The following is a 16,293-nucleotide window of genomic DNA, read 5'->3' on the forward strand; positions in this document are numbered from 1 at the left end:
ATGAATTTACAAATTTTCTTTAGTTATTCAACGGTAACTGATTTGGCTAAATTTCTCGGTTGATCTACATTTTTATCTAACATCACTGCTATGTGATAGGATAATAATTGTAAAGGTATAGTTGTAAGAAGTGGAGTAAGACATTCTATAGTCTCAGGTACCTCAATGACATGATCTGCTAATTCTTTTACACTTTTATCTCCTTCAGTTACAATACCAATAATTTTACCTTTTCTAGATTTAATTTCTTGAATATTACTTACAACTTTTTCGTAGTGCCCTTTTTTTGTAGCTATTACAACAATTGGCATGTTTTCATCGATTAATGCAATTGGGCCATGCTTCATTTCTGCAGCTGGATAGCCTTCTGCATGTATGTATGAAATCTCTTTTAATTTTAACGCACCTTCTAACGCAACAGGGAAATTAAATCCACGGCCTAAATACAGGAAATTAGTTGCATCTTTATATATATCTGCAACAGTTTGAACATAAGCATCAGACTTCAATGCTTTTTCAACTTTACTTGGGATGGTTTCCAATTCAATTAGATGATGCCTAAATTCTGAACTTGATATGGTTCCTTTAGCTCTTGCTAAACGCAATGCAATTAATGTCAATACAGTAATTTGCGTAGTAAATGCCTTTGTAGATGCTACTCCAATTTCTGGACCAGCATGAGTATAAGCGCCAGCGTGCGTTTCTCTAGCAATAGAAGATCCTACGACATTACATACACCAAAAACAAAAGCACCTTTAGATTTTGCTAGTTTAATAGCAGCTAAGGTATCCGCAGTTTCACCAGATTGAGAAATAGCTATAACAACGTCTTTCTCCGTAATTACAGGGTTTCTATATCTAAATTCAGAGGCATATTCTACTTCAACGGGGATTCTTGCTAAATCCTCAAAAATGTATTCTGAAACTAGGCCTGCATGCCATGATGTACCACACGCTACAACAATGATTCTATCTGCGGCAAGGAATTTTTTCATATTATCCTCAACACCAGCTAGTTTTACTAAAGCTTCGTTACTTAGTAAACGACCTCTAAATGTATCTAGAATGGCTTCAGGTTGCTCATAAATTTCTTTAAGCATAAAGTGATCATAGCCACCTTTTTCAATTTGTTCTAAATTTAGTTGTAGTTCTTGAATGTATGGATCAACGAGAGAATCGTTATTTATTTTTCTTACTTTTATTTTTTTCCCTCTTCTTATAATCGCCATTTCTTCATCCTCTAAATAAACAGCATTTTTTGTGTATTCAATAAATGGAGAAGCATCACTAGCAATGAAGAATTCATCTTCACCAATACCAATAGCCAAAGGGCTACCTAATCTTGCAACAACAATCTCATTTGGTTTATTCTTATCGAAAACAGCTATGGCATATGCACCTACAACTTGGTTTAAAGCAATTTGTACAGCCTTACCAAGTTTTATATTCTCATTTTTCTTTACATCTTCGATAAGATTTACTAATACTTCAGTATCTGTATCAGACTGAAACGTGTAACCACGTTTTAATAATTCTTTTTTTAAAGAGTCATAATTTTCAATGATTCCATTATGAATTATTACTAAATCACCAGAATTCGAATAATGAGGATGAGAATTGACATCATTTGGCACGCCATGTGTTGCCCAGCGCGTATGTCCTATACCTAAAGTTCCATCTGTTGAGATTTCAGATTCTAATCTTTCTTTGAGGTCAGATACTTTTCCTTTAGTTTTTGAGAGTTTAATATTGTTACCGTCAAAAAGTGCAATACCTGCACTATCATAACCACGATATTCTAATCTCTGTAGTCCTTTAATTACAATAGGATAGGCCTTTCTATGGCCAATATATCCAACAATTCCACACATAGGTTAATTTTTAGTTATTGGGTTCTGTGTAATATATTTCTAAATACACTTTTTTACTATCATCTTCAGTAGTGTTACCATGCAATACTGTACCTCTTGGTGATATTACCGAACTTGTTGGTGATGTTAATTCAGAGTCGTCATTAGTTAAAACTTCTCTTTGAAGAAGTATTTCTTCTAAATTCACATTTATGGAAACAGATAAACCCAGTTCAACATTAGTAGAATCTCTTAATAATAAATTATTAATATGTTCGGTAATCTTTAATTTGTATTTAATTCCGTTTCCATCAGGTTCATCATCAACACGTTGTAACGGTCCAAGATGGTTAATAATTGAAAACGAAGGTAAACTTCCAAGGCTAGTATCTAAATAATAATCGGTTAATGGTGTTTTATTCTCTATATCATACAAATAAATGCGATTAGGTTCGCCATCCTGCACTAAATCTTGGTCAACATAGAATACAAGATTTGCTTCATTGACTAGACGTTTAGATTTTACAAATTTACCATCCTCAGTTTCAACAAAGAAGTCTTTCCATTGCTCAAAGGTTAGGTCGTCTGTATCATCTATATCATCTCCATTAAAAAGTTTGATTTTTGCTAATGAACCTTGTCCACCTTTTAAGTAAATTCTACTATCTCCAGTTAGAGGATCACCATCATTAATGGGCATAGTATAATTGTTATCCATGAAGTTAATTCTACTAGAGCCAAAACTTATTTGATATGTACCTTGCTCAGTTTCATCTTCCTCGTCTGTAGTTGAAGCCGTAAGTCTTGTGTAATAAATAGTAATATGAGATGTAAGTGCTCCTATATTTAAAATTAAAAAACTACCCTCATCATTTACAGGTTCTGCTTTAAAATAAAGGCCTCTAAAATATTCAGTAAAATTATTTGCATCACTTAACTCAGGCTCTCCTTCTTTTGCTATAATTTTATTATGCCAGTAAGTCGGATCTAACATAATTCTTAAACCAGGTGGCTCTCTCAATAAAACCTGAGGATCTTCATCTTCGTCTTCGTCATTGTCTGGTTCTGTTAAAACATAACCCGTGTCATTTATATCAATAACATTGCCAACAGGGTCATACTCTTGAGTCTCTTCATTATAGTCTACAAAGATTAATTCTTCACCTTCTAATACTGCATCAGAAATTACTTCTTCATCAGATGCCGTTTTATTTGAGAAATAATTTTGATTATCATCAAATTCTCCATTAGGATCAAAATCTCTAATAAAATAATTACTCTCAAAAAGACTTAATTTTATTGGATTTCTACCAATTACGGAATCAATTTCGTATATGATTGTACCATCATCTTCTACTTCAGTAGCAACATTGAAATAAGGAATTTTAAGGACCACTGAATCTATTGAAACACCATCTCCAAAATCGGGAGCAAAAGTACTTGGAGTAACTTGTGTTACGAAGGTAGATGTAGTTCTTCCATATAAATCGTCATAAACTCCTAATGTGTTTAGACCTAAACCATTTGTTTGAACAGGACCTAAAGCTTGAGTGTAGGTTATAACCTCTGTAAATTCAGGATTAGTTTCACCGATTGATAAGATGTCAAAATTAGTGGCGTTTTCTTGATTAATGATATCAGAATCTAGATTGGCAAAGTCTTTATCGCAAGCAATGAAACTTAAGATAATTAATCCAAATATTGAAATCTGAAGGGCAAATTTATTTCTTTTCATAAGTATTATCTAACTGTTTAAAACAGTATTTGTGTAAAACTCTGTATATGGATCTGCAAATTCTTCAATAGAATAAAAATCTAATACAGGTTTTGTTAATTCGCTTATATAAGTATCTAATTCTTTTGGTAATTCTTGAGAGCCTCTAATTATAGCGTCAGAATTATCAATAGCAATTTTCATTAAGTTGATGTAGTCTGGTTTTTCTAAAAGTTTAGTAGCATCAGCATCTAATTCATCAAAATTAACTTTGTTAAGCATGTCTTTATCTAACGTGCCTTCAAAACTTTGATTGTATACAGATGTTACTATTTTACTTTCTGTAAATAAGGGCTCTGTTTTGTAGAACTCTTTTAAATACAATGGTAGCAGGGAAGCTAACCACCCATTAACATGAATAATATCTGGTGCCCAATTCAGTTTTTTAACAGTCTCTATTACACCTTTCGCAAAGAAAATTGCGCGTTCGTCATTATCTGGAAATAGATTTCCATCTTCGTCAGTTAATGTCGCTTTTCTTTTAAAGTAATCTTCATTATCAATAAAATAAACCTGAATACGCTCTTTTGGTATAGATGCTACTTTAATAATTAATGGCATATCTAGGTCATTAATCACCAAGTTGATACCAGAAAGTCTAATAACTTCATGTAATTGATGTCTTCTTTCATTAATATTACCAAAGCGAGGCATAAATATTCGTATTTGGCCTCCTTGTTTGTTTACCATCCTTGGTGCTTCAAATGACATTGAAGAAATCTCAGTTTCTGGTAAATATGGAACTACTTCAGAGGATATATACAATATTCGTTTATCTTTCATAAATCTGCTGCTTTTGAAAATTAAAAGTAAAAAACATGCAAAATTACAAAATTTTGGGCAGATTGCCAGTAAAATATTATGTTTGCACGCGTTAATTTTTTGTTACAGTCTTGAAAAAATTTCTTAATAAAACTGAATTATCATACCATATCACAAGCTTAAAAGCTAAAGGACTATCAGTTGGGTTTGTGCCAACAATGGGAGCACTTCATAATGGTCATTTGTCACTAGTTAATAAAGGCTTGAGTCAAACTGATATTATAGTAGTTAGTATTTTTGTTAATCCTACCCAATTTGATAATCAAGAAGATCTTGTTAAATACCCAAGAACTCTAGATGCAGATGTGGAATTGCTAAAAACAGTGAGTGATACAACTATTATAGTTTATGCTCCAACTGTAGAAGATATATATGGTGATAATATAGAGTCTCAATCTTTCACTTTTGATGGTTTAGAGCATGAAATGGAAGGAGCGTTTAGAGATGGTCATTTTGATGGTGTTGGAACCATAGTGAAACGTTTATTAGAAATTGTTAAACCAAATTATGTCTATTTTGGAGAAAAGGATTTTCAGCAATTACAGATCATTAGAAAACTGGTTGAGTTAAATGACATTCCTGTAAAAATAGTTGGTTGCTCAATACACAGAGCAGAAGATGGTTTAGCAATGAGTTCTAGAAATGCAAGACTAACTCCAGAGCATAGAACTAGAGCACCTTTTATTTATAAGACACTTAAAACTGCCAAAACAAAGTTTGGCACAAAAAGTGCTCAGAAAGTTACGGAATGGGTTGAAGTGCAATTTAAAAAACAGCCACTTTTAGAGCTTGAGTATTTTATAATTGCAGATACAACAACCTTAAAACCAGTAAAAAGAAAATCAACAAAAAAGACATATAGAGCGTTTATAGCTGTATATGCAGGTGATATAAGATTAATAGATAATATCGCTTTAAAATAATTATCTTTGTGGTATGCAAATTCAAGTTGTAAAATCTAAGATTCATCGTGTAAAAGTTACAGGTGCAGACCTTAATTATATTGGCAGTATAACCATTGATGAAGACCTCATGGAAGCCGCTAATATTATACAAGGAGAGAAAGTTCAGATTGTAAATAACGACAATGGTGAACGTTTGGAAACCTATTGTATTCCAGGTCCTAGAAATAGTGGCGAAATAACTCTAAATGGAGCTGCTGCTCGTAAAGTGTCTGTTGGAGATACACTTATACTTATCACTTATGCGTTTATGGATATTGAAGAGGCAAAAGTATTTAAACCTTCTTTAGTATTCCCAGATGAGGCGACTAATCTTCTAAAATAAAGCATTGAGTAAATCTAAACCCATCCTAAAAGTTATATTACCGTTACTCTTAGGAGTTGTTTTGGTATGGTATTCGTTATCTCAGATTTCACTACCAACTTTGTTTCAATATTTTAAAGATGCTAATTATACCTGGGTAATCCTTGGATTGTGTTTTGGTGTTTTAAGCCATCTATCTAGAGCATATCGTTGGTTGTTTATGGTAGAGCCCTTAGGTTATCAGCCAAAATTCCTGAATAGTTTTATGGCAGTATACTCTGCCTACTTAATTAATTTTACAATACCAAGAGCTGGTGAAATTGCTAGAGCTTCAATTTTAATGAATTATGAAGATATTCCTTTTGATAGAGGGTTTGGGACTATTGTAGCAGAGCGTATTGCTGATACTATTATGTTATTATTAATAATAGCATTAGCACTCTTTTTAGAATTTGAATTTATTTATAATTTCTTCGCAGAGAAATTCAATCCGTTAACACTAGTAATGGGTATACTTATATTAGCATTTATAGTAATCATATTCTTTTTATTTCTTAAAAAGAGTAAATCTAAGTTTACTTTAAAATTGAAAGGATTTGTTTCTGGATTAATTGAAGGCGCCTTAAGTATTTTTAAGATGAAAAAGAAATGGGCTTTTATATTTCATACTATATTTATTTGGGTAATGTATGTTTCAATGTTTTATGTGACAACATTTGCTTTGCCCGAATTAAGTAATATATCTATGGCTGCTGTTTTAATTGGTTTTATTTTAGCAAGCTTTAGTATTGCTGCTACTAATGGTGGTATTGGGTCATTTCCTGAATCCATTGTTATAGCGTTTACATCATTTAATATGTTAGAAGATCCTAGTAGAGCTTTTGGTTGGATTATGTGGTCAACACAAACACTTGGAATTATAATAATTGGCGGAATATCTTTAATTTACCTTCCTATATACAACAGAAAGAAAACCGATATCTAGAAATATTTTTTAACTTGCTCCAACTTTAAGTTTAATATTACTATGAAGACTATTTTAACCCTTATTTTACTTTGCTTCATGGCTTTGAACCTCCAAGCTCAGGCAATTTATGAAACAATTGATTCATACAAACTCGATGGCAAGCGCGAACTTAAGATTCAATTACCTAGAAATTATGATCCTGAAGCTAAACTTGATTATCCATTAGTTATAGTTCTTGATGGGGACTATTTATTTGAGCCTGTTGCAGGAAATATAGATTACCAAGCATATTGGGAAGATATTCCAGATTGTATTGTTGTGGGTATTAAGCAAGGAGCTACAAGAGAAGATGATTTTTACTACGATAATGATACATTTTTCCCTTCACATGAAGGAGCAGACTTTTATGAGTTTATGGGGGCAGAGTTATTACCTTATATAGAGGAGAATTATAAAATTTCAGATTTTAGAATTATAGTTGGACATGATTTAGGGGCTAACTTTATTAACTATTTTTTGTTTAAAGATCAACCTCTTTTTAGAGCTTACATAAATTTGAGTCCAGATTTAGCTCCAGAAATGGTAAAACGATTAAAAGAACGTTTATCTAATTTACAACAAGAGACTTTTTATTACTTGGCCACTGCAGATGAAGATATAAAAGCATTAAATGCCGCTATTAAAGATGCTGATGCTAACATTAATGTAATAGAAAACCCAAAGTTACATTATAAGTTTGATAATTTTGTAGATGCTAACCATTATTCTTTAGTAGGCCGAGGAATCCCTAAAGCACTCAATGAGATATTTGCTCTATACAAGCCAATTAGTGGTAAAGAATATAGTGAAAAACTCCTCACCTTTGAAGGTTCTCCCTATGAATACTTGATAAAGAAGTATGAGGATATTGAATACTTCTATGGATTTGAGAAAAAATTAATTGAGAACGATATTAGAGCAATTGCAGCAGCCTGTAATAAAAAAGATGACCTTGAATCTTTAGAGCAACTATCAAAATTGGTAAAAAAAGAGTTTCCAAAATCTATGTTAAGTGCTTATTATTTGGGTGTGTACCATGAAAAAGAAGGAAATCTTAAAAAAGCTTTACAGCGATATAAATCTGGTTTGCTTTTAGAGCCTTCTCAGTTTATAGATAAAGAGGTGATGCTCGAAAAAATGTACGATGTGCAAGATGAGATGAAAAATTAACTGCAGTTCATCGAAAAAAATTGACGATTTAACGATATTTTACTATATTTGGTATACCTTAACCAAACCTACTTGCAAATGAGAAAGGCTATTTTAATAGTTTTGGCTTACCTATTATGGACTCCAATTCTGGCTCAAATAAGTTATGATGAAATTAGTTCTTCGTACCTTAATGTTGAGCGTCAACTTAAAATTAAACTTCCAAAAAACTACGATCCGTCTTCTGAATTAAAGCATCCTTTAATTATTGTTTTTGACGGTGATTATTTATTCGAACCTGTCATAGGTCAAGTTGATTTTCAAACTTATTTTGATGATATGCCTAGTTCTATTGTAGTTGGCGTTATGCAAGGAAATGAGCGTAATTATGATGGTTATTGTGATTCAGTAACTGGACTTCCTAAAGAATCAGGTCTTCGTTTTCATAATTTTATATCACAGGAGTTAATTCCATTCCTAGATAGTAAGTATAATACGAGTAAATTTAAGGTTGCGGTTGGTCATGATTTAATGGGTAACTTTATTAATTCGTATTTATTTAAGGAGGATCCACTTTTTAAGGCTTATGTGTGTATTAGCCCAGATTTATCAGGAACAGTTAAGGATTATTTAGGAAAAAGATTAGAGTTCTTTAAAGATGATATTTTCTATTATATGGCAACTTCTGATAAAGATTTGCCAGGAATTAGAAATACGGTTTTAGAAGCAGATAGACAGATATCTAAGGTGAAAAATCAGCATTTGACTTATTATTTTGATGATTTTAAAAATGACACACATTATACCTTAGTAACAAGCGCTATTTCAAAATCTTTTGACAAAATATTCGAGTTATATCAACCACTTCGAGAAAAAGAGTTAAAAGAGAAAGTATTAACTTATGGAGGAACTTTAGATAGATATTTAGTTGATAGATATGAACGTATAGAAGAATTATTCGGAATAAAGAAGGAAATTACGGAAGAAGAAATAGAAAAAGTAGTTAAAATTGCAGAACAACGAAATGATTTAGAGTCTTTAGAAAAAATAGGTAAACTCGCTAAAAAACTAGATCCAAACTCACTTATGGGAACTTATTATCTAGCGCAGCATGCTGAAAAGTTGGGAAAAACTAAAAAGGCAAAAAAATTATATGAATCTGCTTTAACCTTAAATGATGTCAGTCATATTAATAGAGACTTTATTTTTTCTAAAATAGACGATTTAACTGTTGTAGACACTGATGTAGAAGATACAGAGGAAGAAGGGGAGGAGGATAATGATGAGAACTAAAAAGCGTCAATTGTCTACCGATTACTTTTTTGAGTCTTTATTTAGAAAAACAAAAGGCTTAATAATATCTTATGTGCCTTCCAAATTAGTTGCATTAAGAGTTCTAGCTATTATAACTTGGTTTAAAGATATCAACTAAAATTATCTTAATTTAGCTGTTCTAAAATTTAAAGATTCTCAATACTTTTGAGAAGTGAACATGGCTAAAGTAAAAACAACTTTTTTTTGTCAAAATTGTGGTAGTCATTATGCCAAGTGGCAAGGACAATGTACTTCTTGTAAAGAATGGAATACTATTGCAGAAGAAGTGATTCAAAAGCCAGAAAAGAGTGATTGGAAAACAGCTTCATCTTTAAGTAAACGCGTTCCAAAACCATTAAAAATTAATGATATAGATTCATCTCAAGAAGCGAGATTAAATATGCAAGATGCAGAATTTAATCGTGTGCTTGGTGGTGGTATGGTACATGGTTCTCTAACGCTATTAGGAGGTGAACCAGGTATTGGAAAAAGTACACTTTTACTTCAAATAGCTTTAAAACTACAATACAAAACATTATATGTTTCTGGTGAAGAAAGCCAAAAACAAATAAAGATGCGAGCAGAACGCATTAATCCAGACAGTAATAATTGTTACATTCTTACTGAAACAAAAACACAAAATATATTTAGGCAAATAGAAGTTCTAAAGCCCGATGTTGTAGTTATTGATTCTATTCAAACTTTACATAGCGACTATATAGAATCTTCAGCTGGAAGTATTTCTCAAATAAAAGAGTGCACGACTGAGCTTATAAAATTTGCCAAAGAAACTGCTACGCCAGTTTTATTAATTGGGCACATTACTAAAGAAGGTAATATAGCTGGTCCAAAAATATTAGAGCATATGGTTGATACGGTTTTACAATTTGAAGGTGACCGAAACCATGTATTTAGAATATTGAGAGCAAACAAAAATAGATTTGGTTCTACTAATGAACTTGGTATTTATGAAATGCAAGGCTCTGGCTTGAGAGAAGTTTCTAACCCATCTGAAATATTGATATCGGAAAAGGATGGGGAATTATCAGGTAATTCAATTGCGGCAACTTTAGAGGGTTTACGACCTTTAATGATTGAAGTACAGGCATTGGTTAGTACAGCAGTTTATGGAACTCCTCAACGTTCTGCAACCGGTTTTAATGCAAAACGTTTAAATATGTTATTGGCGGTGCTAGAAAAGCGAGCGGGTTTCCGACTGGGTGCAAAAGATGTTTTTTTAAATATCACAGGAGGTATTTCAGTAGATGATCCTGCAATAGATTTAGCAGTAGTAGCATCTATTTTGTCATCAAATGAAGATGTGGCTATACAAAGCGATCATTGTTTTGCAGCCGAGGTTGGATTGTCTGGTGAAATTAGACCAGTTCAACGTATTGAACAACGAATTTTGGAGGCCGAAAAGTTAGGATTTGCAACTATTTTTGTTTCTAAGTATAATAAAATAGCTTTAAAAGATGCGAACATTAAAATTCGATTGATTTCTAAAATTGAGGATTTAGTTGAGTTTATTGTTTAATTAGTCTCTCTTAGGACTAGTTTTATTGTAACAACAATAAAATGTTTGAGATACTTCAAGAAGAATGATATCTCAAAACATTCTTCTGTTAATAATCCAATTCTATATTTAGAAAGTTCATATTTTAAATGTTTTATTCAAATAAAAGCGATTATGTCTTTCAATATTTATTATAACTAACTGTAAATGAGGTGTCATTAAACCTTGATTTTTGTATTTCATTTTTTTTTAAATACACATTAACGTCGCTTTAATAATTTATATCGAAAAGCGTTTCATTTTTTTTCTCGGTCATTATTCTCATACTAATATTGTAGTATTGATGAGCAAATCGTAATTCGATTTTTACATAAACATCTATCCCTCGGATTATAATCCATTAGACTGAACATTTTATTGTAGTACATAAGTTAAACAAGGACTCGAAAATTAAAAATCCTAACCTATGAAAACAATATTACTTAAAAAGCTGAACATTTTATTTTTAACATCTATAATGTTCTTCTCCACACAAGCACAAGAATCTTCTGATTCAGAGGCTAATACAATGAAAATAATTCGTATTGAGTTTAACAATGTAAATGGACCAGAAGTACATCGTGAACTAGAACTTAGCTTCAGTGATTATACTACTGATGATTACGATTTAGATTATGATGTAAAAAACTTAAATGTTTTTAGTGATGACCTTAATCTTAGCTTAAATGGTGAGCCAATGATTGCTCAAGCTTATTCACCAATAACAGAAGATAAAGAAGTACCATTATTATTTAAAGCTTCAGGTAATTATACATACTATATAGAACTTACTGATACTGAAAATTTAAGTGGACAAGATGTACATATTAAGGATAACCTATTGGGAACTTATTTTGATTTAAGAAGTGGTGAGAGATTTGAGTTTTCTTCAGTTGCTGGAAATTTCCCAAACAGATTTCAGATTGTATTTAAGCAACAATCTGTAACATTATCTCAACAAGATTATAAAATTGAAGGCTTAAATGTAGTCTATGTTATTAATTTAGATAATCTAGTTATTTCAAATTCAAAGAATAAAAGAATAAAAAGTGTAGAGTTATATAATATTTTTGGACAATCTGTTTATAGTAATAGAATTACTACGCAAAGTAATTCTACTAGACTTCAGTTAAATAATTTGAGTACAGGAGCTTACATTGTACAACTTATAACTGAGGATAATGGGGTTTTGACAAAGAAAATAATTATAAATTAAGTATTAAATCAACTTAAGGTTAAATAATCATAAGAAATCCTTTCTAGTTATTACTAGGAAGGATTTTTGTTTTATGTATTACAACTGTAAAGTAACTTCTTTATGATATTATTAGGATTAATAAAAAGAATTTCAGAATTTCAAGAACAATTAAAAAACACCTAACTTATGGGAGATCCTAACTTTGATTTTTTTAAATCAAAATTCCATGTTTCTAAGGATACTTATAAGATCCTTCAAAGTCTTGCTTTAAAACGAAAGCTAAAATCAGGTGAGGTTTTAATAAAACAAGGCGAAAAAAGTAAAAAAATTGCTTTTTTGGTATCAGGATTAATGAGAGCATATAGTACCTTAGAATCAGGAAAGCAGATTACAAAAAATATTTTTAGGCCTATAAGTTTTGTCGGCGGATTTTCATCTATAATTAAGGATAAACCTTCTCACCTTTGCTATGAAGCATTGGTAGATGCTCTAGTTTTTGAAGTTAATTTTGATGAATTTTCAAAAATATGTAATACAAATATAGAGGTGAGCAATCTATACAATAGAATTTTAGAATACGTTTTCATAATGTATGAGAAGAAACAACTGGCAACTATGGCTTTAAATGGAACAGAAAGGTACTTATTATTAAAAAAATAAATCCCTAATATTGATAATTTGATACCACAATACCAAATAGCATCATATTTAAATATTTCTCCAGTACAGTTGAGTAGAATTAGAAAAGAATTAAAGTGATATTAACATATGTTAATTTATACACCATTAATTCCTTTTAGATTTGCACGTATATAATTTTATTGCAAATAAAATTAGTTAATAGCTCCAACAAAAAAAGCAAACGATCGTCGTTTGCTTTTTTTTATCATATAATCTATCCTTTAAACATAAATTCTTAATTTCGCGATTCTATTAGAGTTTTGAGAATATGAGTATAAAGTTCCCTGAATATAAAGGACTTAACTTGCCAAAAGTTGCAGAAGAAATTGGTAACTATTGGGAAGCGAATAATATCTTCGATAAAAGTGTAAGCACTAGAGAAGGTAAACTGCCATACGTGTTTTTTGAAGGACCACCTTCAGCAAACGGTTTACCTGGTGTACACCATGTATTAGCACGCGCTATTAAAGATATTTTTCCGCGTTATAAAACCATGAAAGGTTTTCAAGTAAAACGTAAAGCAGGTTGGGATACACATGGTTTACCTGTGGAGTTAGGTGTAGAAAAGGAGTTAGGGATTACTAAAGAGGATATTGGTACTAAAATTACAGTAGAAGAATATAACGAAGCTTGTAAAAAAGCAGTAATGCGTTATACTGATATTTGGAATGATCTTACTAAAAAAATGGGGTATTGGGTAGATATGGATGACCCGTATATTACTTACAAATCCAAATACATGGAATCTGTTTGGTGGTTGCTAAAACAGATTTACGAAAAAGATTTAATATACAAAGGTTATACGATTCAACCTTATTCACCAAAGGCAGGTACAGGTTTAAGCTCGCATGAGTTAAATCAGCCAGGAACTTATCAAGACGTTACTGATACGACTGTTGTGGCTCAGTTTAAGGCTAATGAAGATTCATTACCAGACTTTTTACAAAACGAAGGTGATATATATTTACTAGCATGGACAACAACACCATGGACATTACCGAGTAATACAGCATTGACTGTTGGGTCAAAAATTGATTATGTTTTAGCTGAAACTTATAATCAGTACACGTTTAAACCAATGAATGTTGTATTGGCTAAGAACTTAGTTGAAAAACAGTTTGATGGTAAATACAACCAAGTTGAAACTAAACCAGAATTAATAGACTACAAAGAAGGAGATAAGATAATCCCTTTTTATATAGTGAAAGAATTTAAAGGAAAAGATTTAGTTGGTATTACATACGAACAATTATTAGATTTTAACCTTGAGTTTGAAAATAAACAGAATGCATTTCGCGTAATTTCAGGGGATTTTGTAACGACTGAAGATGGTACAGGTATCGTACACACAGCACCAACCTTTGGTGCAGATGATGCTTTGGTTGCTAAACAAGCTATACCAGAAATTCCACCATTTTTAGTAAAAGACGAGAATGATAATTTAGTGCCGCTTGTAGATTTACAAGGAAAATTCAGAAAAGAATTAGATGAATTTGGTGGTAAATATGTTAAAAACGAATATTATAATGATGGTGAAGCGCCAGAACGTTCTATTGATGTTGAGCTTGCAATTAAGTTAAAAACAGAAAACAAAGCTTTTAAGGTTGAAAAATATAAACACAGTTATCCAAATTGTTGGAGAACAGACAAGCCAATTTTGTATTATCCTTTAGATTCTTGGTTCATCAAAGTTACTGATGTAAAAGGTAGAATGCATGAGCTAAATACGTCTATAAATTGGAAGCCAAAATCAACTGGTGAAGGACGTTTTGGTAATTGGTTGGCAAATGCAAATGACTGGAATCTTTCACGTTCGCGTTTTTGGGGAATTCCATTGCCTATCTGGAGAACAGAAGATGGAAAAGAACAATTGTGCATTGGATCTGTTTCCGAATTGAAATCGGAAATCTCTAAATCAGTTGAAGCAGGTATAATGTCAGAGGATATTTTTGCAGATTATGAAGTTGGTAATATGTCTGAAGCTAATTACGAAACTATCGATTTACACAAAAATGTTGTAGATAAAATTGTTTTAGTATCTCCTTTAGGGAAACCAATGAATCGTGAAAGCGATTTAATAGATGTTTGGTTCGATTCTGGTTCTATGCCATACGCACAGTGGCATTATCCATTTGAGAATAAAAACCTGATTGATAATAATGAAGCGTTTCCAGCAGATTTTATAGCAGAAGGAGTGGATCAAACACGTGGATGGTTCTATACGCTTCATGCTATTGGCACAATGGTGTTTGACTCTGTAGCTTATAAAAATGTAGTCTCAAATGGTTTAGTTTTAGATAAAAACGGACAGAAGATGTCTAAGCGTTTAGGGAATGCGACTGACCCTTTTGAAACCTTATCAAAGTATGGCGCAGATGCTACGCGTTGGTATATGATAATGAATGCCAATCCATGGGATAACTTAAAGTTTGACAGTGATGGAATTGCTGAAGTTAGTCGTAAGTTTTTTGGAACACTTTATAATACTTATTCCTTCTTTACGCTATATACTAATATAGATGGTTTCAATTATAGCGAAGCAGATATTGCATTAGAGGAAAGACCAGAAATTGACCGTTGGATTTTATCTGAATTAAATACTTTAATACAACAAGTAGATAAATTCTATGAAGAATATGAACCAACGAAAGCAGCAAGAGCAATTTCAGACTTTACTCAAGATTATTTAAGTAACTGGTATGTGCGTTTAAGTAGAAGACGTTTCTGGAAAGGAGACTACCAAGCAGATAAAATTTCTGCATATCAAACCTTATATACATGCATGGAAACGATTGCAAAACTTGGAGCTCCAATTGCACCATTTTTTATGGATCGTTTATATCAAGATCTTAATGCTGTAACTCAAAAAGAGAATTTTGAAAGTGTTCACTTATCAGAATTTCCTCAAGTTAATACTAGTGCTATAGATAAAGTATTAGAAAGAAAAATGGAGAGTGCGCAATCAATATGTTCTTTAGTATTATCGTTGAGAGCTAAGGAGAAGATTAAAGTTCGCCAACCACTGCAAAAAATAATGATTCCTGTAGATAGTCAACAGCAAAAAGAGGAAATAGAAGCTGTTTCAGATTTAATAAAACATGAAGTTAATATAAAAGAGGTTGAACTTTTAGAAGATGCTTCAGATATATTAGTGAAACAAATAAAGCCTAATTTTAAAGTTTTAGGTCCTAAGTTTGGAAAGGATATGAAGCTGATTTCCAGTGCGGTAAATGGCTTTAATGCTGATGATATTAAAAAAATTGAGCAAAATGGTAGTATAGGCGTTGAAATTAACGGAAAAAATATTACTTTGGGATTAGATGATGTAGAGATTACATCTCAAGATATTGAAGGATGGCTTGTAGCGAATGAAGGTGCGTTAACAGTGGCTTTAGATGTTACAATTAATGAAGATTTACGTAAAGAAGGTGTTGCAAGAGAACTTGTAAATCGTATTCAAAATTTGCGAAAAGATTCAGGATTTGAAGTTACTGACAAAATTGACGTACAAATTCAGAACGATGAACAAGTAGCTGCAGCAATTGCTTCAAATGAAGATTATATTAAATCAGAAACATTAACTGAAGATTTAACAATTATAGAGAACCTAAACAATGGTATAGAAATTGCTTTTGATGAAGTCAATACCAAACTGTTTATACAAAAACATTAAAAAAG

Annotated in this window: 12 protein-coding genes; 9 read left to right on the top strand and 3 right to left on the bottom strand. The window is 31.7% G+C overall.

Going from position 1 to position 16,293, the window contains the following annotated elements; translation table 11 throughout:
- Positions 1-23 precede the first annotated feature (23 nt).
- Genes glmS through WPG_RS07675 form a run of 3 tightly spaced genes read right to left on the bottom strand, consistent with a single transcriptional unit; the run spans position 24 to position 4,407 of the window.
- On the bottom strand, positions 24-1,871 hold the full coding sequence (gene glmS, locus WPG_RS07665) for a glutamine--fructose-6-phosphate transaminase (isomerizing) (protein ID WP_045471015.1): 1,848 nt from the start codon (positions 1,869-1,871) through the stop codon (positions 24-26).
- Between the two features lie 10 nt (positions 1,872-1,881).
- Positions 1,882-3,585: a DUF4270 domain-containing protein gene (locus WPG_RS07670; RefSeq protein ID WP_045471017.1), complete on the bottom strand. Its 1,704-nt coding sequence runs from the start codon at positions 3,583-3,585 to the stop codon at positions 1,882-1,884.
- Between the two features lie 9 nt (positions 3,586-3,594).
- The gene (locus WPG_RS07675) at positions 3,595-4,407 is read right to left on the bottom strand and encodes a glycogen/starch synthase (protein ID WP_045471019.1); all 813 of its coding nucleotides are present in this window, start codon (positions 4,405-4,407) and stop codon (positions 3,595-3,597) included.
- Positions 4,408-4,517: 110 nt separating this feature from the next.
- On the opposite strand from WPG_RS07675, the gene panC reads away from it, so the two are divergent.
- The 9 genes from panC to ileS all read left to right on the top strand — a co-directional run bounded on the left by panC (position 4,518) and on the right by ileS (position 16,288).
- Positions 4,518-5,369 carry a pantoate--beta-alanine ligase gene (gene panC, locus WPG_RS07680; RefSeq protein WP_045471021.1) on the top strand — a complete coding sequence of 284 codons (852 nt, stop codon included), beginning with the start codon at positions 4,518-4,520 and terminating at the stop codon, positions 5,367-5,369.
- A 13-nt stretch (positions 5,370-5,382) separates the two neighbouring features.
- Positions 5,383-5,733: an aspartate 1-decarboxylase gene (panD, locus tag WPG_RS07685; RefSeq protein WP_045471023.1), complete on the top strand. Its 351-nt coding sequence runs from the start codon at positions 5,383-5,385 to the stop codon at positions 5,731-5,733.
- A gap of 4 nt (positions 5,734-5,737) precedes the next feature.
- Positions 5,738-6,697 carry a YbhN family protein gene (locus tag WPG_RS07690; RefSeq protein WP_045471025.1) on the top strand — a complete coding sequence of 320 codons (960 nt, stop codon included), beginning with the start codon at positions 5,738-5,740 and terminating at the stop codon, positions 6,695-6,697.
- 78 nt (positions 6,698-6,775) lie between these two features.
- On the top strand, positions 6,776-7,888 hold the full coding sequence (locus WPG_RS07695) for an alpha/beta hydrolase (RefSeq protein WP_231850270.1): 1,113 nt from the start codon (positions 6,776-6,778) through the stop codon (positions 7,886-7,888).
- Positions 7,889-7,966: 78 nt separating this feature from the next.
- The gene (locus WPG_RS07700) at positions 7,967-9,160 is read left to right on the top strand and encodes an alpha/beta hydrolase (protein WP_045471029.1); all 1,194 of its coding nucleotides are present in this window, start codon (positions 7,967-7,969) and stop codon (positions 9,158-9,160) included.
- A 199-nt stretch (positions 9,161-9,359) separates the two neighbouring features.
- Positions 9,360-10,718 (top strand): DNA repair protein RadA, encoded by a 1,359-nt coding sequence (gene radA, locus WPG_RS07705; protein WP_045471031.1) that lies wholly within the window; start codon positions 9,360-9,362, stop codon positions 10,716-10,718.
- Positions 10,719-11,163: 445 nt separating this feature from the next.
- Positions 11,164-11,952, top strand: coding sequence for a T9SS type A sorting domain-containing protein (locus WPG_RS07710; RefSeq protein WP_084221547.1), 789 nt, complete (start codon positions 11,164-11,166; stop codon positions 11,950-11,952).
- Positions 11,953-12,120: 168 nt separating this feature from the next.
- Complete coding sequence (locus WPG_RS07715; RefSeq protein WP_045471035.1) at positions 12,121-12,594, top strand: Crp/Fnr family transcriptional regulator; 474 nt, start codon at positions 12,121-12,123, stop codon at positions 12,592-12,594.
- Between the two features lie 289 nt (positions 12,595-12,883).
- A complete protein-coding gene (ileS, locus tag WPG_RS07720) occupies positions 12,884-16,288 on the top strand; it encodes an isoleucine--tRNA ligase (RefSeq protein ID WP_045471037.1) in 3,405 nt (1,134 codons plus the stop codon).
- Positions 16,289-16,293 lie beyond the last annotated feature (5 nt).

Source organism: Winogradskyella sp. PG-2 (genome assembly GCF_000828715.1).
In the GTDB taxonomy this organism is placed as follows: domain Bacteria; phylum Bacteroidota; class Bacteroidia; order Flavobacteriales; family Flavobacteriaceae; genus Winogradskyella.

Coding starts and splice junctions, on each gene's coding strand:
- panD (WP_045471023.1), top strand. CDS start 5,383: ATGCAAATTCAAGTTGTAAAATCTAAGATTCATCGTGTAAAAGTTACA.
- WPG_RS07670 (WP_045471017.1), bottom strand. CDS start 3,585: ATGAAAAGAAATAAATTTGCCCTTCAGATTTCAATATTTGGATTAATT.
- WPG_RS07700 (WP_045471029.1), top strand. CDS start 7,967: ATGAGAAAGGCTATTTTAATAGTTTTGGCTTACCTATTATGGACTCCA.
- WPG_RS07710 (WP_084221547.1), top strand. CDS start 11,164: ATGAAAACAATATTACTTAAAAAGCTGAACATTTTATTTTTAACATCT.
- radA (WP_045471031.1), top strand. CDS start 9,360: ATGGCTAAAGTAAAAACAACTTTTTTTTGTCAAAATTGTGGTAGTCAT.
- WPG_RS07715 (WP_045471035.1), top strand. CDS start 12,121: ATGGGAGATCCTAACTTTGATTTTTTTAAATCAAAATTCCATGTTTCT.
- WPG_RS07695 (WP_231850270.1), top strand. CDS start 6,776: ATGGCTTTGAACCTCCAAGCTCAGGCAATTTATGAAACAATTGATTCA.
- ileS (WP_045471037.1), top strand. CDS start 12,884: ATGAGTATAAAGTTCCCTGAATATAAAGGACTTAACTTGCCAAAAGTT.
- glmS (WP_045471015.1), bottom strand. CDS start 1,871: ATGTGTGGAATTGTTGGATATATTGGCCATAGAAAGGCCTATCCTATT.
- WPG_RS07675 (WP_045471019.1), bottom strand. CDS start 4,407: ATGAAAGATAAACGAATATTGTATATATCCTCTGAAGTAGTTCCATAT.